Annotated in this window: 21 protein-coding genes and 1 pseudogene; 15 read left to right on the plus strand and 7 right to left on the minus strand. The window is 38.1% G+C overall.

Annotated features, from left to right (window positions below; translation table 11 throughout):
- Positions 1-176 precede the first annotated feature (176 nt).
- From BN1082_RS10100 to BN1082_RS28875, 3 genes and pseudogenes are all read left to right on the plus strand, one after another.
- Positions 177-938 (plus strand): DeoR/GlpR family DNA-binding transcription regulator, encoded by a 762-nt coding sequence (locus BN1082_RS10100; RefSeq protein WP_090634938.1) that lies wholly within the window; start codon positions 177-179, stop codon positions 936-938.
- Positions 939-1,663: 725 nt separating this feature from the next.
- Positions 1,664-2,554, plus strand: a complete 891-nt coding sequence (locus BN1082_RS10105) for an EamA family transporter (RefSeq protein WP_090633909.1) — start codon at positions 1,664-1,666, stop codon at positions 2,552-2,554.
- A gap of 87 nt (positions 2,555-2,641) precedes the next feature.
- A pseudogene (locus BN1082_RS28875) lies at positions 2,642-2,756 on the plus strand (histidine kinase dimerization/phospho-acceptor domain-containing protein); the annotation flags it as partial.
- A gap of 416 nt (positions 2,757-3,172) precedes the next feature.
- On the opposite strand, the gene BN1082_RS10110 reads toward BN1082_RS28875, so the two are convergent.
- Positions 3,173-3,736 carry a YdcF family protein gene (locus BN1082_RS10110; RefSeq protein ID WP_090633911.1) on the minus strand — a complete coding sequence of 188 codons (564 nt, stop codon included), beginning with the start codon at positions 3,734-3,736 and terminating at the stop codon, positions 3,173-3,175.
- A 313-nt stretch (positions 3,737-4,049) separates the two neighbouring features.
- Here BN1082_RS10110 and BN1082_RS10115 point away from each other — a divergent pair, with 313 nt between their 5' ends.
- The 3 genes from BN1082_RS10115 (at position 4,050) to BN1082_RS10125 (ending at position 6,828) form a co-directional block, all read left to right on the plus strand.
- Positions 4,050-5,552 (plus strand): DHA2 family efflux MFS transporter permease subunit, encoded by a 1,503-nt coding sequence (locus tag BN1082_RS10115; RefSeq protein WP_090634940.1) that lies wholly within the window; start codon positions 4,050-4,052, stop codon positions 5,550-5,552.
- 92 nt (positions 5,553-5,644) lie between these two features.
- The gene (locus BN1082_RS10120; RefSeq protein WP_090633913.1) at positions 5,645-6,253 is read left to right on the plus strand and encodes an acyl-CoA-like ligand-binding transcription factor; all 609 of its coding nucleotides are present in this window, start codon (positions 5,645-5,647) and stop codon (positions 6,251-6,253) included.
- A gap of 242 nt (positions 6,254-6,495) precedes the next feature.
- Positions 6,496-6,828 carry a DUF6506 family protein gene (locus tag BN1082_RS10125; RefSeq protein WP_090633915.1) on the plus strand — a complete coding sequence of 111 codons (333 nt, stop codon included), beginning with the start codon at positions 6,496-6,498 and terminating at the stop codon, positions 6,826-6,828.
- 233 nt (positions 6,829-7,061) lie between these two features.
- On the opposite strand, the gene BN1082_RS10130 is transcribed toward BN1082_RS10125, so the two are convergent.
- Positions 7,062-7,442, minus strand: a complete 381-nt coding sequence (locus BN1082_RS10130; protein ID WP_425412141.1) for a carbohydrate kinase family protein — start codon at positions 7,440-7,442, stop codon at positions 7,062-7,064.
- 168 nt (positions 7,443-7,610) lie between these two features.
- Here BN1082_RS10130 and BN1082_RS10135 point away from each other — a divergent pair, with 168 nt between their 5' ends.
- The 6 genes from BN1082_RS10135 to BN1082_RS10160 all read left to right on the plus strand — a co-directional run bounded on the left by BN1082_RS10135 (position 7,611) and on the right by BN1082_RS10160 (position 12,813).
- Positions 7,611-8,990 carry a catalase gene (locus tag BN1082_RS10135; RefSeq protein WP_090633918.1) on the plus strand — a complete coding sequence of 460 codons (1,380 nt, stop codon included), beginning with the start codon at positions 7,611-7,613 and terminating at the stop codon, positions 8,988-8,990.
- 280 nt (positions 8,991-9,270) lie between these two features.
- Entirely contained in the window at positions 9,271-9,705 is a 435-nt protein-coding gene (locus tag BN1082_RS10140) for a MarR family winged helix-turn-helix transcriptional regulator (protein WP_090633919.1), read from the plus strand.
- 54 nt (positions 9,706-9,759) lie between these two features.
- The gene (locus BN1082_RS10145; protein ID WP_090633920.1) at positions 9,760-10,401 is read left to right on the plus strand and encodes an SDR family NAD(P)-dependent oxidoreductase; all 642 of its coding nucleotides are present in this window, start codon (positions 9,760-9,762) and stop codon (positions 10,399-10,401) included.
- Between the two features lie 58 nt (positions 10,402-10,459).
- On the plus strand, positions 10,460-10,999 hold the full coding sequence (locus BN1082_RS10150) for an NAD(P)H-dependent oxidoreductase (protein ID WP_090633922.1): 540 nt from the start codon (positions 10,460-10,462) through the stop codon (positions 10,997-10,999).
- Positions 11,000-11,142: 143 nt separating this feature from the next.
- Positions 11,143-11,643 (plus strand): DinB family protein, encoded by a 501-nt coding sequence (locus BN1082_RS10155; protein WP_245640407.1) that lies wholly within the window; start codon positions 11,143-11,145, stop codon positions 11,641-11,643.
- Positions 11,644-11,673: 30 nt separating this feature from the next.
- Complete coding sequence (locus BN1082_RS10160) at positions 11,674-12,813, plus strand: winged helix DNA-binding domain-containing protein (RefSeq protein ID WP_245640382.1); 1,140 nt, start codon at positions 11,674-11,676, stop codon at positions 12,811-12,813.
- Positions 12,814-12,968: 155 nt separating this feature from the next.
- On the opposite strand, the gene BN1082_RS10165 is transcribed toward BN1082_RS10160, so the two are convergent.
- The 5 genes from BN1082_RS10165 to BN1082_RS10185 form a co-directional block, all read right to left on the minus strand.
- Positions 12,969-13,976, minus strand: coding sequence for a MupG family TIM beta-alpha barrel fold protein (locus tag BN1082_RS10165; RefSeq protein WP_090633925.1), 1,008 nt, complete (start codon positions 13,974-13,976; stop codon positions 12,969-12,971).
- Positions 13,973-15,334, minus strand: a complete 1,362-nt coding sequence (locus BN1082_RS10170) for a PTS transporter subunit EIIC (RefSeq protein ID WP_090633927.1) — start codon at positions 15,332-15,334, stop codon at positions 13,973-13,975. The genes BN1082_RS10165 and BN1082_RS10170 overlap by 4 nt, the downstream gene beginning before the upstream one ends.
- Before the next feature lie 109 nt (positions 15,335-15,443).
- Complete coding sequence (locus tag BN1082_RS10175; protein ID WP_090633929.1) at positions 15,444-16,298, minus strand: MurR/RpiR family transcriptional regulator; 855 nt, start codon at positions 16,296-16,298, stop codon at positions 15,444-15,446.
- A gap of 25 nt (positions 16,299-16,323) precedes the next feature.
- Positions 16,324-17,238: an N-acetylmuramic acid 6-phosphate etherase gene (gene murQ / locus BN1082_RS10180; RefSeq protein ID WP_176699729.1), complete on the minus strand. Its 915-nt coding sequence runs from the start codon at positions 17,236-17,238 to the stop codon at positions 16,324-16,326.
- 142 nt (positions 17,239-17,380) lie between these two features.
- Entirely contained in the window at positions 17,381-18,244 is an 864-nt protein-coding gene (locus tag BN1082_RS10185) for a Cof-type HAD-IIB family hydrolase (protein WP_090633932.1), read from the minus strand.
- 261 nt (positions 18,245-18,505) lie between these two features.
- Here BN1082_RS10185 and BN1082_RS10190 point away from each other — a divergent pair, with 261 nt between their 5' ends.
- The 3 genes from BN1082_RS10190 (at position 18,506) to BN1082_RS10200 (ending at position 22,492) form a co-directional block, all read left to right on the plus strand.
- A complete protein-coding gene (locus BN1082_RS10190) occupies positions 18,506-19,627 on the plus strand; it encodes a CdaR family transcriptional regulator (protein WP_090633934.1) in 1,122 nt (373 codons plus the stop codon).
- Between the two features lie 109 nt (positions 19,628-19,736).
- Positions 19,737-21,149, plus strand: coding sequence for a glycolate oxidase subunit GlcD (glcD, locus tag BN1082_RS10195; RefSeq protein ID WP_090633937.1), 1,413 nt, complete (start codon positions 19,737-19,739; stop codon positions 21,147-21,149).
- Complete coding sequence (locus BN1082_RS10200) at positions 21,146-22,492, plus strand: (Fe-S)-binding protein (RefSeq protein ID WP_090633939.1); 1,347 nt, start codon at positions 21,146-21,148, stop codon at positions 22,490-22,492. Before glcD ends, BN1082_RS10200 begins: the two co-directional genes overlap by 4 nt.
- The last annotated feature ends 523 nt before the right edge of the window (positions 22,493-23,015 follow it).

A 23,015-nucleotide genomic window follows, 5' to 3' on the forward strand; every position in this document is an offset into this window, starting at 1 on the left:
GTAAATTTTGCATATATCTTTACTAACTCGTCACTATTTTATAAGTAACTGTATCCAATATTATCCACGATTTATCAATTATTTATTAGTAAGTATTGAATGTTTTATAGGGACAAAGTAAACTAACATTATAACATTATGATTGTTAAAAAATATGAGAGTAGATGGGTGAAAGAATGTTTCCACTTGAAAGGCAAAAAAAAATCCTCGAATTACTCATGATTAAAAAAGTCCTTAAGCTAACCGAGCTAACAGAAGAACTAAACATTTCTATCGATACGCTGCGCAGAGATCTTAACCACCTTACAAAGCAAGGGAAAATTGAAAAAATTTATGGTGGAGTTAAGCTGGTTGAATCGAAGTTTGGGGAATCAACAATCGCTGATCGATTGATCAGTCATATAGAAGAAAAAGAAAGGATCGCAAAAAAATGCAGTGAATATATTCATGACGGTGATTGTATTTATTTAGATAGTGGCTCGACTACCTTTCAAATTGCGAAATATATTAAAAATAAAAAAAACCTCACTGTGATTACGAATTCCGTCCCTATTGTAAATGAGCTCATGAATGATGATGTCGAGCTCATTATCATCGGAGGAAAAGTAAGACAAAATGAACAGTCTGTTGTAGCTTATGAATATTTATTTAATTTTAATGAATTAAATATTTTAAAAGCCTTTATTGGTGCAAGTGGGATCACAATTGAAAAAGGTATTTCTGACTATAACTTAGAAGAAGCCATCACTAGAAAAAATATGATTGAATTATCAAAAGAAGTCTACGTCGCAGCAGACAGCACCAAATTTGACAAAGATGTAACAATTGGTATTGCTCCCCTTGATAAAATTGATTACATTATTACAGATGGCAACATAAAAAAAGATTTCATCAATAAATTTAAAAAAATAACCACAAGCTTAATTATTTCAGAATAGGAGATATATTTAACATTTATCGATTTTTCTGCCAGTGAAAAGAATTTCATTTCATCATATAGGTGATTTTTCCATCCTAACAACAAAACAGCACCCCTCTAACAAATTAGAGGGTGCTGTTACTTTTTCACATAAACCTCATTTACTTATGGTACGGTTCACCCTATTACAAATAATATCTCCCATATCATATTAAAAGACATAACGTATACGTGTGGAAATAATCATTTATTTTATTACCTTGCTTCATTCTAAATAGCTAATGTTGGTAGTTAATTGATATAAGGGCACTATTCAGTATTATTTTTAGTAGAATGCATTAATACGAAAAAGAAGAAGAAATCCAAAAATCCTTTCTGGTACTAAAATTTTGCGTTGTCTGGTATGTTAGAACAAGCAGCTGTTCAAGGGTATGTATAGACACGCTTTTCACATTTATTTAGAATAACAAATTCATCTAGTTTCAGTTTAATACTTCTAAACTGCCTCATTAGTCTTTGAAATCCCACTTTTTATATTGACATTGATTATCATTTGTTTTAAAGTTACGAATGTAATTGAATAATAAAACTATTTGTTTGTGGACTTTTCTAGAATTATTTCTATTTTCGCCACACAGCTTTTATATAGCTGTGTGGCTTTTTTACGTTTAAAAGAGCCAGTTCACTCAAAAACGGAATAGTTTATCTATCATGTATTTTTATAGAATGAAAGGGGTAGGAGAAATGAAAACTTGGCAATACGCACTTCTTGTTTTTATAGGGGGATGCTGTTATGGAGCCCTATCTACTTTTGTAAAGCTCGCATATTCCGCTGGCTTTACCGTATCAGAAGTAACAGGAAGTCAATTCTTACTAGGAACTTTAATGATCTGGATGGTGGCTCTATTTTCAAAAAAGAAAAAACTTTCTTTATCAAAAATAGGAAAATTACTTATATCAGGAATTCCACTTGGTTTAACAGGAGTTTTTTATTATCACTCACTGCAAACACTCCACGCATCACTTGCGATCATCTTTTTATTTCAATTTGTCTGGATTGGTACTCTTTTCGAGTGGTTATTTTATAAAATCACGCCAACAATGGGGAAGGTCGTTTCAATTGGAATTCTGATCATTGGTTCGATTCTTGCAGCCGGCATTATTTCAGAAGGTGGCGGTGAATTTACATGGCAAGGGACAGTTTGGGGATTATTTTCAGCTTTGACCTATTCCACTTTCATCTTTCTTAGCAGTACTGTGGAAAAAGATACACCACCTGTGCAAAAAAGTGCTCTTTTTACCACTGGCGGTTTGATCACTGTTTTGATCCTGTTTCCGCCAACTGAGTTATTGAATTTACCTGTTTTTATGGGAGTAGCACCGTATGGTCTGTATCTTGGTTTATTAGGCGTTGCCCTGCCCCCGCTTTTATTTTCAATCGGAATGCCGCATATCGGGCCAGGGCTTGGAACCATTTTAACAGCCTCAGAACTTCCCGTTGCAGTTATCTTATCATCGTTAGTCATAGCAGAACACGTTAGCTTGTCCCAATGGCTCGGGGTTGCTTTAATATTAGGTGGAATTGTAGTTGGAAACGTGAAGTTCGTTTCTTTGAAAAGAGAATCAGCATCCTAAAATTAGCTGGGGCGGAGAGCCCGCCCTGTAAAGCAATTTCTTAAGTAACTGTTCGTTAATTTTAAAACGAACAAATGCGGTGTTTCATTACCGGACGCTTCCCATAAAATAAGGACACCACTTACCTCCATTCACGGGTTTTCTTGAAGGGTTATTAAGAGAGGCAGCAAATCGGCCTGAACAACTTATTGCAATATTGAAATTGAGAGCAATGGCTTGAAAAAAACTATCAATTTTAATCGTTTATTCATAATTTGTTCATTTCTAGGGGTTATGATAAAAACATGAAAAGGACATGAATTCTTCATACCCTTTCACCCCCCTTTTAATATATATTTTTTATCCGGCCTATCGCCGGATCTTTTTTTGCCTTCATACTCCACTTCTTACTAACAATTTGGTGACAACTTCTCCAACTTTTCCCTATACTAGCTCGACTCCCAGCTTACCTTTTGCAAATTAGATATTTTCAGCTGCGACAAATGTGGTGAAATTTGTGCTAACGAAGAGAAAGTGGCGGTAAAGAAGCCAGCAGAACTTATTAATGATGATGAACTTCCTTTTTCAATAATGATTAGATAGATCATTTTTTACCTAATAAACAATAAAAATTTTAATCTATTTTTTTAATAGACTTATTGTCGTTTTAAAAGCCTTAATTTCCTTAATCGTTTGCTTCCATTGTTTTAAAGCCTTCATCAAAGAGCGTTTGCAATAACAGGTTGTAGGTATCCCTGCGTTTTTTGCAATCATGGAAATTCTCCGCATATGGAAAGAATTAGAAACAATAACACATGATCCAAATCCCTCTTGCTCCATGATTTTCTTCGTGAATCGTAAATTTTCAACCGTATTTCTTGATTCATTTTCTAACAAAATGCGATTTGGTTCAATACTGTTCTCGATCAGATAATCCTTCATTATCTCTGCTTCAGATTTGATCCAGCCAACAGCACCACCGGAAACAATTACCTTTTTATTCAAGTATTCCTCCATTTGAAGCAGCTGCAAAGCAATTGTTAAACGCTCCTCAAGCAATGGGTCGAGATGATTTCCAGTCGTTTTATATCCAAGCACTAACACAACGTCATTATTGCCAGCTTCAATCGGGGCAGAATGAATCCAAATAAACCAAATGACTATGATTATGAGACAGAAAAATAAAAGTTGAAAAATGAACAATCATTCCTCTCATTCAAAAAATGTCCCCTAACTGTATAATTCTTAGATTTACTAGATCCAAATTTATTTAACTTATAAAAAATATAGCTTACATTCATTGTTAGCCTATTGAGTTAATATTAAGAATTTGTAAAAACAACAGCACTAGGGACTGCCCTTTTTTAAGGGAAGTCCCTTTTTGCTCATTTTTTTAAAAGATTTTTTGCTTTTTTTTCCAAAAAATAAATTGACAGTTACTTTCATTTTAAATAAAATGTCATTAGACACTTACATTCACTTTCAAATTATTTCTAACTCGAAAGGATGGATTACAATGGAAAAGATGAAAACGCGTAGATGGTTAGTTTTAGGTGCTATATCCTTTGCTTTACTTGCCGTTGGACTTGATATGACCGTGCTTAACATAGCTTTACCTACATTAGCTACAGAATTAGCAGCGTCTACAAGCGAGCTTCAATGGTTCGCGAATTCCTATAATCTTGTCTTAGCTGCTTTATTATTGCCAGCCGGGATGCTAGGAGACCGCTATGGCCGGAAGAAAATGTTGTTGATTGCTCTTTTTGTTTTTGGGCTGGGGTCTCTAGGATGTGCCTATGCTGATTCTCCAGAAATGCTTATTGGTATGCGGATTGTTTTAGGATTAGGTGCAGCATTCCTCATGCCATTATCCATGTCCATTCTTCCCGTTCTTTTCTCAGGAGCTGAACGAACAAAAGCAATGATGATTTGGGCAACGGCAAATATGCTGGGAATTCCATTAGGACCAATTGTTGGCGGCTGGCTATTAAAAAATTATCATTGGGGCTCTGTGTTTTTGCTTAACCTTCCGTTTGTCGTGATCGGTTTTCTAGCCATCTCCATATTAATGCCTGAATCTCGCAGTCAAATTCGGGGGAAAATTGACTTTATTGGGGTGTTGACTTCAAGTATCGGATTGGTTTCCATAACTTATGGAGTGATTAAGGCGGGGGAAAAAAGTTGGGGGAACAGTGAAGTTATATTCACCATTCTAGTAGGATTACTCGCTTTATGTTTATTTGTCTTATGGCAGAGACGAACAAAATATCCGTTGATTGATTTAACCTTATTTCGTTCCCCAAGTTTCACTTGGGGGTCGGTACTAGCCACTTTGGTATCCTTTGCGATGTTCGGAATTCTCTTTACTATGCCTCTCTTTTTTCAGGCAGTTGGGGGAATTGACACACTTGGAACCGGATTACGTTTACTTCCCTTAATCGCGGGGTTAATTGTGGGCGCCAAAGTTTCTGGGAAACTAGTATTAAAAATAGGGACAAAAAATAATGTGGCCATCGGATTTCTCTTTTTAGCTGCTGGTTTAGCAATAGGTGCCATGACAAAAGTGGATAGTACGTTAAGCTTTTCAGCATTTTGGATAACGATAACAGGTATTGGTTTGGGGCTGGCACTTCCAACGGCAATGGATTCAGCGCTTGGAGAACTTACAGCGGAGAGAAGTGGCGTAGGTTCTGCCCTTATTATGGCGATGCGTCAAGTAGGGGGAGCATTTGGGGTTGCAATCCTGGGGACAGTCCTTAACTCAAGCTATCACAGCGGGCTCGAGTTGACAGGGTTGCCAGCCAAAGTGGCCAATACTATAGAGCAGAGCGTATCAGCTGGAGTAGCTGTTGCCGAGAAGCTACAATCTAGTAAACTATTAAATAATGTTCGTGGAGCATTTGTAAATGGAATGGATACGATGCTGCTTGTATGTGCAGGAATTGCGATTTTTGGAGTTTTGTGCACGTTGGTATTTCTACCGCGAAAGCAATCAAATCTGGAAGAAAAGGATGCTTAAGGCCAAGGTTTGTGTATAGGTTGATAAAGTTGTAAACTGTATGATAAAGACATTTTATTATACAGTTTTCAACTTTTCATGGAGGTGTTAAATTGTCTTCAGAAAATCAACCAAAGCTGAGTCTTCGAGAACGGAAAAAGGCGAAAACCAGAGCCGTTATCCAGCAAAATGCCTTGCGCTTATTTCACGAGCAGGGATACGCTGATACAACAGTGGAGCAGATTGCTGAAGCTTCAGAAATATCGCCGAGCACCTTTTTTCGCTATTTCCCAACTAAGGAATCCGTCATTCTGTATGATGATTATGATCCCCTCCTTATAGAGGCATTTCAACAACAACCAATAGAGCTAACCACGATTCAAGCATTTCGTAGAGCCGTGAAAGCTGGTTTTGTAAATATTCCAGAAGACGAAAAAAGGGCACTCCAGGAACGGATGCAATTAGTGATGTCCGTTCCAGAGCTTCGTGTTGCATCATTTAACCAGCTTGCAGATACGTCTCAGATGATTATGGAACTCGTTGCAGAACGTGAGGGGCGTGACAAATCAGATCAGGATATTCTCACTTTCGCTAGTGCTCTAATGGGTGCGATTATTTCTTCGCAATTCTACTGCTTTCAACATCCGGAAGTAGATTTAATAGACGCAATAGATAGTGCGCTAGCTTTCCTAGAAGCAGGTTTGCCTTTATCCCAATTTTAAATAGAATCAATTGAAAAGAACTGTAGACAAATGTCTAAAGTTCTTTTTTTACTTCTTAGTGCTTAAGGAATTAAAAATACTTTAAAAACCTCATGTATTGAAATACACCCAAAACGAATTTATTTCTTTCAATATTTTAATGGCTTGTAAATCTATGATGCAGATAACTTATTTGCAAAAAAACAATATTTGTATTTATAATTTTTATATAAAACAATTAGATTAAATTGGAGGATGATTTTATGGCGCTTAACAATTGGGCATATATTTATTTATCTCCGGGATTTAGCCCAGAAAAAAATACAATCACCACTGGAAATCATCAATGTAAATTTACTGCTATTGGAATCGATTTTAATGACAAAGAGCGTGTAATACCAATTTCAAAGCAACTTGTCAAAGATGGGGTACAAATGATTGAGCTATGTGGAGGATTTGGACCTATATGGATTGCAAAAGTAAGCGAAGCTGTAGATAATGCAGTTCCTGTAGGAAGTGTGGCATATGGACCTGAAGCACGTCAACCTATGCTTGATTTACTCGCACCAGATGATATGAAAAAAGAAAATGATTAATATTGTAGATTGTGATATTTGTGAATTCGAGAACTAACCTACATTTGGTTTGTAGAAAGAAGAAAAATCTCACCTAAAATTAAAATAGAATGAATTAAAAAGAACTCTAGAAAAATTTCTAAAGTTCTTTTTTTACCTCTTATTGCCTAAGGAATTAAAAATACTTTAAAAACCTCATTTACTTATGATACGGTTCACCGTAATGCATCTAAATGAGGTTTTCTACTCTTATCTCATTGTTTAAATTTTTGCTGTAAATGACTAATTTCCTCTTTTGTAGGAAGAGAGGAAATAGCTCCCTTTCCGGTTGTAGTAAGTGCACCACTTGCATTCGCAAAGGACAGGATCTCCTGATAATGATGATGAAGAACTTCTTCTAGGTTTTGTTGACTCACATTTTTTTCTAACAATTGATACAAAAATACACCAATAAGCGCATCACCTGCACCCGTAGTATCTTGAACTTCCACTGGATATCCAGTAGACTGATAAGTTTCATGGTCCAAATATAACTCTGCGCCTTGTTCCCCCTTTGTATAAATAACGGCTTTGACATCCCCCGTAAAAAAAAGGTCCACTACATAGGAGTTTTCTTTAACTAGCGGTCTATTCACACATCGGTTCAAATTCACTTTATATTGCAATTCCCTGAAAAATTCTACTAACTTTAAGAAACTATATTTCTAATGAATGTTGAAAACAAAAGAAGAAGATACATATTCGAGCCTTAAAAATCATATTTAGTAACAATTGATGGAAATTAAATTTTGGAGGCTATAATAATGAATGAAAAACATCATAAACAGAGGCAAACTATATTAGAGGAAAGCCATTATGAGAATCGAGACCTCTCCAATGAGCCAGCTAAACTTCATTCCCAGACGATTGGCTCTGGGGGACCTGTACTGGAACAAGATGGTGTACTACACGAAACCTTACAAGAATTTATTCATGAAAAGATTTTAGAAAGACCTGTTCATGCAAAAGGCTTTGGTGCATTTGGTTATTTTCAAACGATATATTCGATGTCCGAACATACAAAACTGAGTTTTTTACAAAATTCTAATCAGAAAGTTCCTGTTATGGTTCGCTTTTCGTTAGCAGTCAGTATGAAAGGAACACCTGATACATCTAGAAATGTACGTGGTTTTGCTACAAAATTTTATACAGAAGAAGGCGTTTTTGACCTTCTATGTAATCACATTCCTGTCTTTTCTATTCGTGATGCGATACGATTTCCGGAATCTATTAAAGCACTCTTACCTTCACCAAAAAATAATTTAATTGACCCTAATAGGTTTTGGAGCTTTGTAGCAAGAGCACCTGAATCGATTCATTTTGTTGTACGTTTATACTCTGATGCTGGTACGGTAAAAAGTCTTCGCCACATTCCAGGACATAGTGTAAATACATATGTTTGGAGAAATGCTCAAGGTATTAGAAAGTACGTTAAATACCATTGGTACCCATTTGAAGGTGTACAATACATTGGTCGCGAAGAAGCAAATAGACTAGCCGCTGAAAATCCTGATTACGCTGGTAAAGATTTATACGACGCGATTGCGGGTGGTAAACCGGTGGAATATGGCTTATATGTCCAGCTCATGGACCCAAAGGATGAAGCAAATCTTTCTTATGATCCCTTAGACGATACAAAAGTATGGGATGAAAAAGAGTATCCCCTAATACCAGTAGGCAAAATGGTATTAAATAAAAATCCTGATAATTATATGGAACAAGTAGAAAAAGTCGCCTTCTCCATTTCTAATTTACTAGACGGCGCAGAATTATCTGATGATAAAATACTGCAGGGCCGTGCCAATATTTATAGTGATTCTCAAAGAAGAAGAATTGGAGCTGAATTTCGTAAATTACCGGTTAACCAACAGCAAAATTGGACACCAGCTAATCAAATTACAAGTGGTGATGGAAGATATGTTGAAGGCAAACTAGAAAGAACTTCCATAACAAAGCAAGACGATTTTAGGCAGGCTGGTGAATTCTATACGAGGTTAACTCAAATAGAAAAAGAACATCTTGTCGAAAATTTAGCTAGCGATTTGAAAGTCATATCTGATGATATTAGAAAGAAAGTTATGAAGTATTTCAATAAAGTATCATCTGACTTGGCAAAGAGAATTGAGATTGAAATGAAAAAGTGATGAGAAGATTAAAAAACGTCATTTTTTTAAAACGGTACATCTTTTTTATAAACAGTACGACTTTATTTCAAAGCTACATTTGGGTGATGATGAAGGAAGAGCATTAAATAAAATAAGTAGCAATAAATTAGAAAAGTGATAAAAAATTTCCTTTAACGAATAATAAAATAAGGTATTCGATAAAAGGATTTTTTTTACAAACAATTTAATAAAAAATAGTTGACTGTAATTTTTTTTCGTGTTAATTTGTATATACAAATGAAAAGAGGGTCTAAAAAGAATGCATGAAGAAGAAAAAGTATTAATTCATTGCTTATATTTTACAGCCAGCCGTTTTGCGCGCAACATGACAAAATTGGCTGAAAAAACATTTGAATTCGGTGACCTTGCTCCTTCTTATTTGTATATGATTATGATTGTTAAATTCCATCCGGAAATTACGCAAAAAGAGTTATGCCATAAGTTATCCATCGCTCCTTCTACCAGTACGAGGTTTATTGATAAACTCGAAAAACTAAAGCTGGTGACAAGAAAAGTGAATGGCAAACAAACATATATTTCATTGACCGAAGAAGGAGAAGAAATTTACAAACAGTTTCGCGTTTCTTTAAAGGAATTGTTTACAGGCTATTCTCAAATTTTAGGACGGGAATTTAGTATGGATTTAAGCAAAATGCTTAACGAAGCGAGCAATAAGCTAGAAGAAAAATTATAAATTTTTTTAGACTTTCATTTGCATATACAAACAAATAGTATTGGAGGTCATATCATGGCAGTAATGGTCATTGTCGGTGCAGGACCAGGAATTAGCTTGAGCACCGCCCGCAAATTTGGTAGGGAAGGTTTCAAAGTAGCACTTATTGCCCGCAATTTAGAGGCTTTACAGCAATATGAAGAAGACCTGAATAGAGAAGGAGTAGAAGCAAAAGGATTCCCGGGAGATGCAGCATCAGAAGAATCTTTAAAAGCGGCAATTGATTCAGTAATTAAAACGTACGGGAAGGTTGATGTTCTTTTATACAATGCGGCCATAATAAAACCAGCTAAGCCTACAGAATTAAGTGCTGATGACTTAATTTATGAATTTAAAATTAATGTTGCTGGAGCACTTACAACGGTGAAAGAAGTCATTCCACATATGGAAAATGGAACGATCCTTTTGACGGGCGGCGGGCTGGCGCTTTTTCCAAATGCTGATCTTGCTTCATTATCTATTGGAAAAGCTGCTATACGCAGTCTTGCATATAGCTTGCATCAAGAATTGAGTCCAAAAGGAATTTATGTCGGAACATTAACGATCAAAGGGTTTGTACAAGAGGGAACATATTTCTCCCCTGAAAATATTGCGAATACATTTTTTAGCATGTACAAAAATCAAATTGAAACAGAAATTATGTTTGAAGAAAAGTAGAGCTTTTTTTAAAAGTACATTTGTATATACAAACAACTAAGAATGAAAGGTGATAAAAATGAAAACATTAGTCATTGTTGCACATCCCAACTTGGAGCAATCGAAAGTAAATAAAACGTGGATGAACCGTCTTCAGCAGGAAGAAAATGTGACAGTGCACAATTTATATGCGCATTACCAAACATTTACGATTGATGTAGAAAAAGAGCAGCAGTTATTATTGGAGCATGATCGCATTGTTCTGCAATTCCCATTTTATTGGTACAGCTCACCAGCTTTATTAAAGGAATGGCAGGATGTCGTTTTAACATACGGTTTTGCCTACGGGTCAAAAGGAAACAAACTCCATGGAAAAGAGGTTATTCTGGCGATTTCATCTGGGGGACCAGCTGAAGCATACCGAGCTGGCGGCTACAATCACTATTCCATGAGTGAGTTAACACGGCCATTCCAAGCAACAGCAAATCTGTGTGGCATGCATTTCTTGCCCTCTTTCCTTTTACAAGGAATGATGTCACTAACTGAAGATAGGCTTGAAGAAAGCACAGAAGAACTTGCTGCTTATGTAACCAATCCAAATTTGCGTGAAGGCCGATAATCGGCCTTCTTTTTTATCTAGAATTGATTAAATTATATCCACGATACATATACTTCAATAGTTAGTATAATATACCATGTATTGATTATTAACCATTGAAGAATAAGGAGGATAATTAATTGAAAAAGAATCCCATACAAGATATGTATGATTACAATGTTTGGGCAAATAAGGAAATTATTAATCGCTTAAAAGAACTTCCGAAGGACATTTATCATCAAGACATACAAAGTGGCTATTCTTCCATTTCACAAGTGTTAACCCATATTTATCTTGTTGAGCAATCATGGTTTGATATTATCGCAGGTCAAACTATGAATGAAGCTCTTGTCTTGGCAGGTCAATTACAAAAACAGATAGAATCAAAAGAGATAGTAGAAATGGAAACCCTCTATGATGACTTATCCCTCAAAAACAAATCACTTCTGGTCAATCAAGAAAATACGGATCAGGTCATTGTCGTTAATAATCCTTATGCTGGGCTTTTGGAAACGTCTATTTCTGAATCAGTTCTCCACGTTGTTACCCATGGAAATTACCACCGTGGTAATATTGCCACAATGCTAAGACAACTGGGATACTCATCAGTAATGCAAGATTATGGGCTCTATTTATATAAAAGAGAAAATGCTAGGGCAAAATAAGATGCTCTAAATGATTAGGAGGCTTAACATTTGAAGATAAATAATACAGCTCAAAGCAAAGATAATTTACGAGGAACGCCTCCAGTCCTTAGCACTCGGGCCTTGAACCGTGCTTTACTCGCAAGGCAAATGTTGCTAACCCGTGTAAATCTGTCGGTATTAGATGCTATTGAGCGTCTTGTTGGGATACAGGCTCAAGATCCGAATTCCCCATATTTCAGTCTTTGGACGCGGCTTAAAGGATTTCGTCCAGAAGACCTATCTAATCTCATTCAAGATAAAAAGGTCGTGCGCCTCGCCTTGATGCGGTCCACCATCCACTTAGTGTCATCCCAGGATGGTATGAGTTTACGCCCCTTAGTTCAGACTGTCCAAGAAAGCGTCTTAAAAAATTCTTTTGGTAAGTACCTTAATGGTTTAGATATTCAGGCCATTGCCGAAGCAGGCCGTGCTTTAGTTGAAACAAAGCCACTTACATTTAGCGAACTTGATAAACTATTAGGTAAACAGTGGCCGAATGTTGAATCGGCTGCTCTCGCAGCTGTCGTTCGGACTTTGGTTCCGCTTGTGCAATTGCCGCCCCGTGGAATATGGGGTAAGAGTGGGCAGGCTGTCCATACTTCAGCTGAAGCATGGATAGGTACTCTACCATTCTCAAAATTGACAACCGAAGATATAATACTGCGTTATCTAGCTGCATTTGGTCCTTCTACCATTCGGGACATACAGGTTTGGTCAGGCCTCACTCGGCTTAATGAAAAAGTAGAACAACTTCTACCACAGCTCATCATTTTCCACGACGACCAAGGAAATGAACTTTTAGACATTCCTAATGCCCCAAGACCTGATCAGAACATTCCAGCTCCACCAAGATTCCTTGGAGGCTTTGACAACATTTTGCTATCCTATGCCGATCGAAAACGAATCATTGATGAGGCCTACCGCAACATAGTATTCACTAAAAACGGAATAATCAGGCCAACCATTCTCATTGATGGCTTCGTCTCTGGAATATGGAAATTTCAGAAAGAAAAAGGGACTGTGAAGCTCATTATTGATCTCTTTAAAAAGCTTACTGATGATGAACACAACGCATTAATGGAAGAGGGAACCCGATTGTTAGACTTTATAGAAGGTAAGGAAAGTCCCCGTGAAATACTGTTTGTATGAAGTATGAGATTTCTAATAAATACAATTAAGATTACTAAGAAATCGTGTACGATTCCCTAACGATAAAAAGACAGGATTAATTTTCCTGTCTTTTTTACTATGGCTTAATTATAATTCCTCTTGCCTACCACATCTACTAAATGAGGCAGTTCGTTTTAAACCGGTATTAATTTTACCTTCTGACCAGGTTTGAGAAAGGAAAGAAGCGGTAAATCGTCTTTCACAACCCTCCCCATAACATTCACGCGCTCATCAGCTGGCAAATCGCAATGGGTGATTTGTAACTCTCCGCGATATCTGCCATAGCGGTCATTGTCTCTTGTAATCGTTCCAAAGGGCCGAGCACACATATTCTCAGGGACTATGGAATCAGTACTCCTTGTGTCCATGAACCTTAGAACGTCCCGGGAAAGATCCGGACGGAGCCGGAACTCTCCTTCAGGTAATCCTTCGATTCGGACCGAAATACAATGATGATGGTCAAAGTCTATTAATCTATTAAGAAGGTAACCGCTTACTTCTGGGTCACCGATATAAACATCTTCGACACCCGATTGAAACAGTTCCAGTGCAGCTATAAATGGATCAACTTCTCGGTGCTTCTCCAATGTTGGTAGTCCCTCGAACAGTGGACCACGTTTTTCCCCATCGCCAGGAATATAGGCACTAACTGGAATTCCATATCGTTTAAACAGGGCATTTTGTGAGTAAAAAAACGATTCTGCTAATCCGGTTTCACGCCTTGGATAAAAATTATGCCAGGCCAGCAGTTGATTCGCCTTTAATCCACCTTCAAACAAGGCATTCAAATCATCCTCAAAGATAATGCTGGCATTCAGTGCAAGTTTGAAATCCTTCCCTAGGTTTAAAATCGTTTCATGGTCGAAAAAATCATCCAACCTTATTCCGACTACCCCCAAGGATTTTAAGTCTTGAAATTGGTTTAATCCTAGATGATCAGGTGTTCTTGCCGATACATCCGCATAAACTTCTATTCCAAATTTATTTGCCGTTTCTAGCAGCAGTTTCGCACGGCTGGCTAAATCCCCAGATTCTTCGGGAATGTGAAGGGAAGTAAACGCTTTCTTTACACCCGTTTTTCCAGCATGTGCGATCCGCTGTTCTGCTAACGGATCATTTAAATAGAATGAAATGCCGATCACTCAAATTCACCAGCCATCTCATCTTTGTAGCCGAATAAATAAGTAAATGCGAAACCTGCCGCATAGGCAATGAGTACCCCTACTAAATAAAGAAGAACTTGACCTGATACAACCAAGAAGGAAAGTGGTAAACCCGATACGCCTATTGCAACCGTTGCCACATGAAAGGCTGCCTGAAACGCTCCTCCGACACCAGCACCTAAACAAGCCGTTAAGAATGGTCGACCTAATGGTAATGTAACACCGAACATAAGCGGCTCACCGATTCCAAGAATTCCTGCAGGCAATGCTCCGCCAATTGCCCTTTTTAAGCCTTTTTTCTTCGTTTTAAAGTAGATGGCAAACGCTGCTCCAACTTGGCCTGCTCCACCCATTGCCAAGATTGGAAGAAGTGGGTCATTACCTAATCTATTAATTAATTCAAGATGTATTGGAGTTAATCCCTGATGTAAACCAGTAATAACGAGCGGAAGGAAGGTTGCCCCAAGGACAAAACCAGCCACTACACCACCAACATTGAGGAGGGAGGTTAATCCTTTAGTAATAAGATCTGAAACGAAACCACCAAGCGGCATAAATACAAGATAAGTAACAAGACCAGTAATCAATAACGCAACCGTTGGTGTTACAAAAAGATCAAGAGATTGTGGAACATATCGACGAACTCGTTTTTCTACAAGGGCAATAAATATAGCTGCAAATAAAACTCCAATTAAGCCCCCACGTCCAGGAAGTAACGCCTCTCCAAACAATTTGATACCCGCAACAGCCGGATTAATGATTAAGATACCAGCAATTGCTCCAAGTGCCGGCGAACCACCGAATTCTTTTGCAGCATTGGTACCAACTAAAATGCCAAGGTAACCAAACAAACCACCACCAATTACAGTTAGGATTATCGCAAGTTGAGAAGTCGCTTGTAACCATCCTGCCTGGATGATCGCTTTTGTTATCCCTGTAATCAAACCTGAAGCCACAAGTGCCGGAATTAAAGGAATGAAGATACTAGAGATTTTTCGCAAAAACAACTTAAATGGTGTGGCATTCTTTTTGTTAATTTCTGCTTTTTTGGCTGCTGCCAATTCTTTTAAATCAATTCCGCCAGCTGCATCTATTAATCTGCCAAACTCTTCAGTTACTCTATTTACCTTTCCAGGTCCAAGAATAATTTGGAGTGTTTCTTCTTCCACAACTCCAAGTACTCCATTGATTTTCTTAATAGCGACCTTATTAATAACTGACTCATCCTTCGGCGTAACACGAAGCCTTGTCATACAATGTGTGTAATTGACAATATTCTCTGGACCGCCTAATTGTTCAAGAATCTTTTCAGCTAAGATTTTATTCTCTCCAGCCATTCTATTTCCCCCTCTTTCTATTATTTATTGGTGATTTAATCATGTGACTTAAAATTCCTAAACAGCGAAAATAGTACCGAAATGATGTTGTCATCACCCCCCGAAATGATTATTTTCCCTCTTTAATGAACCGGATGGCTTCCCTAGTTTGATCAATTGAGTGAATCGTTTCCTCATACTGAACGGTTGCCATGGACAAAAACAAAATATCCATTATATATAACTGTGCAAGACGCGATGATGTGGCCGCACTTCGAAAAGGCGCCTCCCCAGTATAAGAGGTAAACAGCTTTATATCGGCTAAGGATGAAACAGAGGATTGTCCGTATTTCGTTAAACTTATTGTTTTTACGCCGCGCTCTTTCGCTAGTGTCATCACTTTAATTACCTCTGCTGTCTCCCCAGAGTAAGATATTCCAAAAACTACATCATCTTTATTGGCATTCGCAATTAAAGTAGCGACAAGGTGAGTGTCTGTAAAAGCGGTTGCATTTTTATGAATCCGAAGGAATTTCTGTTGGGCGTCGTGTGCAATAATATTAGACGCGCCTATTCCAAAAAAATGAACATTCTGTGCAGGCAATAAGGTATGAACAGCACGTTCCAATTCATCATAATTGAGGATTTCTTCGGAGTCGCGGATGCTTTGGATACTATTGCTTGTTGTCTTTTGAACGATGGAGAAGAAGGATTCTCCAGGTTCGATATCTCGGTATCCTTGTTCCGCAGGCTTCACTAAATCCCCGGCAATTCTAACTTTCAAATCTTGAAAACCATTTAGGCCCAGTGACTTGCAAAGCCTAATAACGGCTGCCCCACTTGTATTTGCTTGATTCCCAATGTCATGGACCGTACTGTTTAAAATACTTTGCGGGTTTTCAAGAATAAATTGGGCTATTTTCCGCTCGGAAGCTGGAAGCTGTTCTAGCATATTTCGAATCATTTTTAATCCGCCGGCTGCCACACCCAAAACCACCTTTTCATCTCATTTATTTTTCAACTTTTTGAATTGCTCTTTTTACATAACCATTTGCGTCTGTTAATAATTTTACGGCTTCCTGTTTCGTTGTATGCGTCTTAATCATGACAATCGCTGTTTTGACTTGTAAGTCCGCATTTTCTAATGCCTCCAAAGCCATTTCATAAGAAACTCCGGTAATTTTGCGAATGATGCTAATTGCACGTTCCTTCAACTTTTGGTTGCTCACATGAACATCAACCATTAAATTATCATAGGCTTTCCCCAGTAATATCATCGAGGAAGTTGAAATCATATTCAAAATCATTTTATGAGCTGTCCCTGCCTTCAACCGAGTTGAACCAGTTAGAACCTCAGGGCCGACAATGACTTCAATGCTTTGATCGGCTTCCTTACTAATTGCCGCATTTTTATTGCACGAGAGGGCGACTGTTTTAGCCCCGATGCTTCGTGCATATCGAAGGCCACCAATAACATAAGGTGTCCGCCCACTTGCTGCGATACCAATAACAGTATCTTCTTTTGTCAATTGCAATTCTTTCAGATCACTAACAGCGAGGTCCGGATCGTCCTCAGCTCCTTCAACTGCTTTCAAAAAGGCACCTTCACCACCTGCAATAATCCCTTGGACCATTTCAGGATCAGTACTAAAGGTTGGCGGACATTCGACGGCATCCAGTACCCCTAGCCTCCCGCTTGTGCCAGCGCCAATATATATGAGGCGCCCTCCCTTTTGAAAAGATTCATATACAAATTGAACGGCTGCCTCTATATCTGGTAAGACATCCTTTACAGCTAAGGCTACCAATTGATCTTGCTCATTCATAATCCGTAAAATATCCATGGGTTTAGCCATATCTATTTGCATGGAATGTTCATTTCGTGATTCGGTTGTTAATAATTCAAGATTTTCCTCCATCGTCATTGTCCTCCTGTTGGTTTTTTCTGAGATGTAAGCGGTTTCTGTTATATTTATTATATTCCCACTAAAATATTAATTCAATATTTTTAACGAAAATTTGAAATGTAATTTTAAAACATACTAAATAACGACCTATAATTCGTCTTTATTCTAGTAAATAACGGCGGATGGCATCAGCAACCCCTGCTTCATTGTTATTCCCAGTCACCTGATCTGCCATCTGTTTCACTTTTTCAGGTGCATTCCCCATCGCAATGCCAAGTCCTGCTATAGAAAGCATAAGGGAGTCATTATAGTTATCACCAATGGCGGCGATTTGCGAAATAGGAATACCTTCCTTCTCAGCAAGCCTTAACAAGGCTGAAGCCTTGGTCACACCACTAGGTGAAATTTCTAAATTAAGATAATTGAGACTGCTGCTAATTTCCAACCCCTCAATCATTTCCCCAATTTGCTTTGAAAAATCAGAAAGCTTTCCGTCATTGTCAAATACGGCGATTTTGGTAATCTTGGGTTGATTCGTTTTAAAATAATCATAAAAATCCTCAATAACCTTTACCTCACATTTGCCCCGAAACCTCTCACAGTCCTTTTGTTTGCCACCTGACTTTGCAAGGGTTGGAATATTATTTTCAATCCAGTTCTCATTCCATTTATTGACCACTGGAACTAGGAGTGTATCCCCTTCATAAAAATGAGCATAGATTCCTTCAGCTTCACATAATTCCCAGAAGCTCAAGAGTGGATCATGCTGAAAAACCACTTGCTCATGTACCTCACCATTTTCATCGAGCATAATGGCCCCATTATAAGCAATGATAGGCTCCCCTGATAAACCAATGGTATTAGCAATCCATCTCGTTGAAAGAGGAGAACGACCACTGCAAATGACTACCTTCCCCCCTCTAAGGCGGTACTCTTGAATTGCTTTTATGGTTTCCCCAGCAATCTCTTTCTGCTCATTTAATAATGTGCCGTCCAAATCAGTTGCTAATAGTCGATATTTCATTATATTGCTCCTATCGAATAAATATTTTATTTTTATTATAAAATTATTGAAATTATATTTCAAAACTAATTGTCATCTACAACAAGTACATGCCATATTTTTAAAAAAAATGGGGGGAAACAACATGCTTTCGAGTGAAGTAAAAATGTATCTTCAATGTCAATAAAAGATCTTATTGAAAAGGTGGAAAAAAACTAACGGTTGGTTTATGGTAAATCTAATAATCCATCCGGATGCAATTGGTAAATAGAGGTGGTTCCATTGCTACAACCCGATCTAGCAGAAAAAATAGTTAAGGAAGTCCAAAAATTAATCGATGAAGAAATTATTGTTGTTAGCACAGAAGGCTATATTATTGCCGGTACCAATCAGGAAAGAATCGGTACTTTCCATGAAGGAGCATTAATCACTTCGCAAAAGCGGAAAAAACTGATCATCACTGAAAAAGATATACCTCAATTAAAAGGGGTAAAGGCCGGGATTAATCTCCCGATTTTCTTTCAACAGGAGGTTATTGGTGTAATTGGGATTACCGGTAACCCCGAAACTGTCACCCCGTTTGCTGAAATCACTCGCAAAATGATTGAGCTATTCATTAGTGAAAATTACTATGCCGAACAGTTTGACTGGCATTCCCGTGCTGTTGAAACCTTCGTGATGGAGTGGCTCCAAGCAAACAAACCAAGTCCTGCTCTATTAAATCAAGCCAGAACATTATCCATTAATCTTGAACTAAATCGAACGGCAGCAATCATTGAGTTTGAACAAAGGAATCAACCTCTTACAAGAGACGTTTGGTCCGCGATATTAACATCATTTTCTCAAAATCAGCATGATGTTGCAGCACGGTCAGGAAATGAGCGACTGATTCTCTTAATCGATTGCTCCGACTCCGTTCATCCAACCACAACCAAAAACCGGCTTATACACCTTCTACAATTTTTAAAAAATAGCTTTGGAATTTCTGCCTATGCTGGGGTTGGCCAGAAAGCAGCTCCGTCTGCGATCCGCCATTCCTATGAACAGGCTGAACGAGCATTGAAAATTGCCCGAAACAAGCGAAATATTGTGTTCGATGAGGAATTAACACTTGAAATGATTTCCGGCGAGCTTAGTCCAAAAGTAAAATCAGATTTCATTGACCGTACGATTGGTTCAATTTTAGACGATAAAGAACTATTAGGAACGTTAAGAGAATTATTTCAGCAAAACCATTCGTTAAAAAATACCGCGAAAAACTTACATATCCATATTAATACCTTACATTATCGCTTAAAAAAGGTAGAGGAGCTGACGCAATTAAATCCAGGGAACATCCATGATTTACTAAACATATATTTAGCCCTGCTTTTTTTGGATGAACAACCAAAAATCAAAAAATAAAACAGCTTTTTTTTAGATATATATCCATAGCTGGAACCCTTCATTAATTTTATACTGTAAGTAGTTTGTAAATAGGGATGAAGCACGGAAAACGAATGGGGGAAACAGCATGCTTTCAAGTGAAGTAAAAGAAAAATTAATATCAATTGTATCCGAGGTAAACTTCGATGATTCTAAAACAGAATGTCTTGTTTACTCTTATGATGCTACACCAAATTTCCAGTCAATGCCCGATGCCGTGGTTAGTCCACGAAATGTAGAGGACGTTTCCCAAATAGTGAAGATTTGTAATGAATATAAGGTTCCGATTGTTCCACGAGGTTCTGGCACCAATCTCTGTGCTGGAACTTGCCCGACTAATGGTGGGATTGTCCTTCTTTTTAAACATATGAACAAAATTATTGAAATTGACGAAGAAAACTTAACGATCACCGTACAGCCAGGTGTCATCACACTTGATATGATTCACGCCATTGAAGATAAGGGCCTGTTCTATCCTCCTGATCCAAGTTCCATGAAAATCTCCACTATTGCCGGCAACATCAATGAGAACTCCGGCGGATTACGGGGCCTCAAATATGGCGTAACGAGGGATTATGTCATTGGACTCGAAGCGGTATTGCCAAATGGAGATATCATCCGAACAGGTGGAAAGTTGGCAAAGGATGTCGCAGGCTATGATTTAACTCGTCTTTTTGTTGGCTCAGAAGGTACGCTTGGTATTATCACTGAAGCCACGTTGAAATTAATTCCTATGCCGGAAACAAGGAAAACCATGCTCGTACTCTATCAAGACCTATCTGCTGCTGCAAAGTCTGTTTCAAAAATTATTGCTAATAAAATCATTCCGACAACACTGGAGTTTCTTGATCAGCCGACATTAAAGGTTGTCGAAGACTTTGCCCAAATCGGGCTGCCTACCGATGTGCAAGCTGTTCTTTTAATTGAGCAAGATGGTCCTCCTGAAGTGGTGGAAAGAGATATAAAAAAAATAGCGGATGTTTGTAAGGAGGAGAATGCAGTATCGATTCAAATCGCTGCATCTGAGGAAGAAGCCGAAGCCCTAAGAACAGCTCGACGCGCTGCTCTCTCCGCGATCGCACGTTTAAAGCCGACAACGATCCTCGAGGATGCTACCGTCCCAAGGTCAGAAATTGCCAATATGGTGAAGGCCATCAATGAGATAACCGAAAAATATCAGCTAACGATTTGTACCTTCGGCCACGCTGGAGACGGTAATCTACACCCAACGTGCGCGACCGATGCAAGAAATCATGAAGAAATGGAACGGGTGGAGAAAGCGTTTGCGGAAATTTTTGAAAAAGCGATTGATTTAGGAGGAACAATCACCGGGGAACATGGTGTTGGAGTAATGAAGGCTCCATACCTTGAATGGAAGCTTAAAAAAGAAGGAATTGCCGCTATGAAAGCGATTAAGCAGGCTTTTGATCCTAATAATATCATGAATCCAGGGAAAGTTTTTGCCAAAGACAGCAAGAAACGAGTGGTGGTTACAAGATGACATCTGAAAAAGAGCAAGAAAAGATTCAGGAACAATTTAAAGCGCGAATGAACGAAGATGAATTGTTAAACTGTATGCGCTGTGGCTTTTGCCTGCCCACATGTCCAACCTATATTGAATCAGGCTATAAGGAATCACATTCTCCTCGAGGGAGAATCGCTTTAATGAAAGCAGTCGTGGATGGAATCATCGAACCGGATGAGGACTTCGAGCGTTCACTCGAACTTTGCCTCGGCTGCCGTGCTTGTGAACCCGTTTGTCCTTCCGGCGTGAATTATGGTCACTTGCTAGAAGAAGCCAGGGACATTATCAATCAAAACAAAAAACATTCCTTGCCAGTGCGTGCGATTCGAAAAACAGTTTTTCAAGGGTTATTCCCCCACCAGAACCGCATGCGTAATCTCGTAGGTCTTATCGGTTTCTATCAGCGTTCAGGGCTCCAAACCATTGCCCGGAAGACTAGATATTTAGGCCTTTTACCTAAACCAATTGCCACGATGGAAAAAGTTCTGCCAAAGGTCCCTACGATGAAGGAAATGAAAAACAGGCCCGAACACCTGAATCCGATGGCAGAGAAGATTCATAGGGTTGCTTTTTTCAGTGGCTGTTTAATGGATACAATGTTCCTTCAGACAAATGATGCCACCATGAAATTATTGCAATTAGCCGGATGTGAAATCGTTATTCCTAAGAACCAAACATGCTGCGGAGCATTACATGGTCACAGCGGTGAAAAGGAAGCGTCCAAGGATCTTGCTAAAAGAAATATTATGGCCTTTGAAGCGTTAGACGTGGACTATATTATTACTAATGCTGGTGGATGCGGAGCGTTCCTCATTGATTATGATCATTTACTAAAAGATGATCCTATTTGGAAAGACCGGGCAGTGGATTTCAAGAAGAAAATCAAAGACATTTCCGAAATTTTAGTGGCGGTTGATTTTCATAAGAAAGTGAAACTAGAGCTTCCGCCTCAAGTGATTACCTATCAAGATTCTTGTCATTTAAGAAATGTAATGAAAACCGCCTCTACCCCACGAACCCTGCTTCAATCCATACAAGGAGTTCAGTATCAAGAAATGAAGGACGCAGATCGCTGTTGCGGTTCCGCCGGAATTTATAATATCGTAGAGTCAGAGATGTCGATGGTGATGCTCGACTATAAAATGGTTCAAGCAAAAGCTACTAGTGCTGCCACCATTGTCACAGCAAATCCAGGCTGCCTATTACAAATGCAACTTGGCATTGAGAGAGAGAACCTATCCACTAAGATGAGGGCGGTTCATATCGTAGATCTATTAGCAGAAGCTACTAAAAACGCTAATCCAAACATTAATATATAATTTTTACACTCATGGGCTGCTTTTCAAAAAAGTTAGCCCTTTACTCTCTTTAATGCATAATTAAATAGGAAGTAGATGCTAATTATCTTTTATACATTATTAATGGTTTATTCATCATTTGTTCATTTCTTGGGTTTATTATGAATATATGAAAAGGACATGATCTTTTCATAGACCTCCACCCCCCTTTTATATATATTTTTTTATCCGGCCTAGTGCCGGAAATTTTTTTTGCCCTTAAAACTCCAATTTCTATGTTTTAACTACAAAGAAAAGAGACTATTACAAAAGTATAAAATACTTCTGCTACAGTCCCCGTTATTCTTTTAACTATTAATTATATAGTTTTATTTCGGATGCCCCTTTACTCTCTTTAATGGGTAATCTCATAGGGAGTAGATACTAATTATCTTTTATACATTATTAATGATTCATTCATCATTTGTTCATTTCTAGGGTTTATTATGAATATATGAAAAGGACATGATCTTTTCATACCCTTCATCCCCCTTTTATATATATT

Origin of the sequence: Neobacillus massiliamazoniensis (genome assembly GCF_001048695.1) — a bacterium.
Taxonomy (GTDB): domain Bacteria; phylum Bacillota; class Bacilli; order Bacillales; family Cytobacillaceae; genus Neobacillus; species Neobacillus massiliamazoniensis.

Coding starts and splice junctions, on each gene's coding strand:
- BN1082_RS10185 (WP_090633932.1), bottom strand. CDS start 18,244: ATGAAATATCGACTATTAGCAACTGATTTGGACGGCACATTATTAAAT.
- BN1082_RS10105 (WP_090633909.1), top strand. CDS start 1,664: ATGAAAACTTGGCAATACGCACTTCTTGTTTTTATAGGGGGATGCTGT.
- BN1082_RS10115 (WP_090634940.1), top strand. CDS start 4,050: ATGGAAAAGATGAAAACGCGTAGATGGTTAGTTTTAGGTGCTATATCC.
- BN1082_RS10145 (WP_090633920.1), top strand. CDS start 9,760: ATGGCAGTAATGGTCATTGTCGGTGCAGGACCAGGAATTAGCTTGAGC.
- BN1082_RS10155 (WP_245640407.1), top strand. CDS start 11,143: ATGTATGATTACAATGTTTGGGCAAATAAGGAAATTATTAATCGCTTA.
- BN1082_RS10140 (WP_090633919.1), top strand. CDS start 9,271: ATGCATGAAGAAGAAAAAGTATTAATTCATTGCTTATATTTTACAGCC.
- murQ (WP_176699729.1), bottom strand. CDS start 17,238: ATGACGATGGAGGAAAATCTTGAATTATTAACAACCGAATCACGAAAT.
- BN1082_RS10125 (WP_090633915.1), top strand. CDS start 6,496: ATGGCGCTTAACAATTGGGCATATATTTATTTATCTCCGGGATTTAGC.
- BN1082_RS10170 (WP_090633927.1), bottom strand. CDS start 15,334: ATGGCTGGAGAGAATAAAATCTTAGCTGAAAAGATTCTTGAACAATTA.
- BN1082_RS10150 (WP_090633922.1), top strand. CDS start 10,460: ATGAAAACATTAGTCATTGTTGCACATCCCAACTTGGAGCAATCGAAA.
- BN1082_RS10100 (WP_090634938.1), top strand. CDS start 177: ATGTTTCCACTTGAAAGGCAAAAAAAAATCCTCGAATTACTCATGATT.
- BN1082_RS10200 (WP_090633939.1), top strand. CDS start 21,146: ATGACATCTGAAAAAGAGCAAGAAAAGATTCAGGAACAATTTAAAGCG.
- glcD (WP_090633937.1), top strand. CDS start 19,737: ATGCTTTCAAGTGAAGTAAAAGAAAAATTAATATCAATTGTATCCGAG.
- BN1082_RS10135 (WP_090633918.1), top strand. CDS start 7,611: ATGAATGAAAAACATCATAAACAGAGGCAAACTATATTAGAGGAAAGC.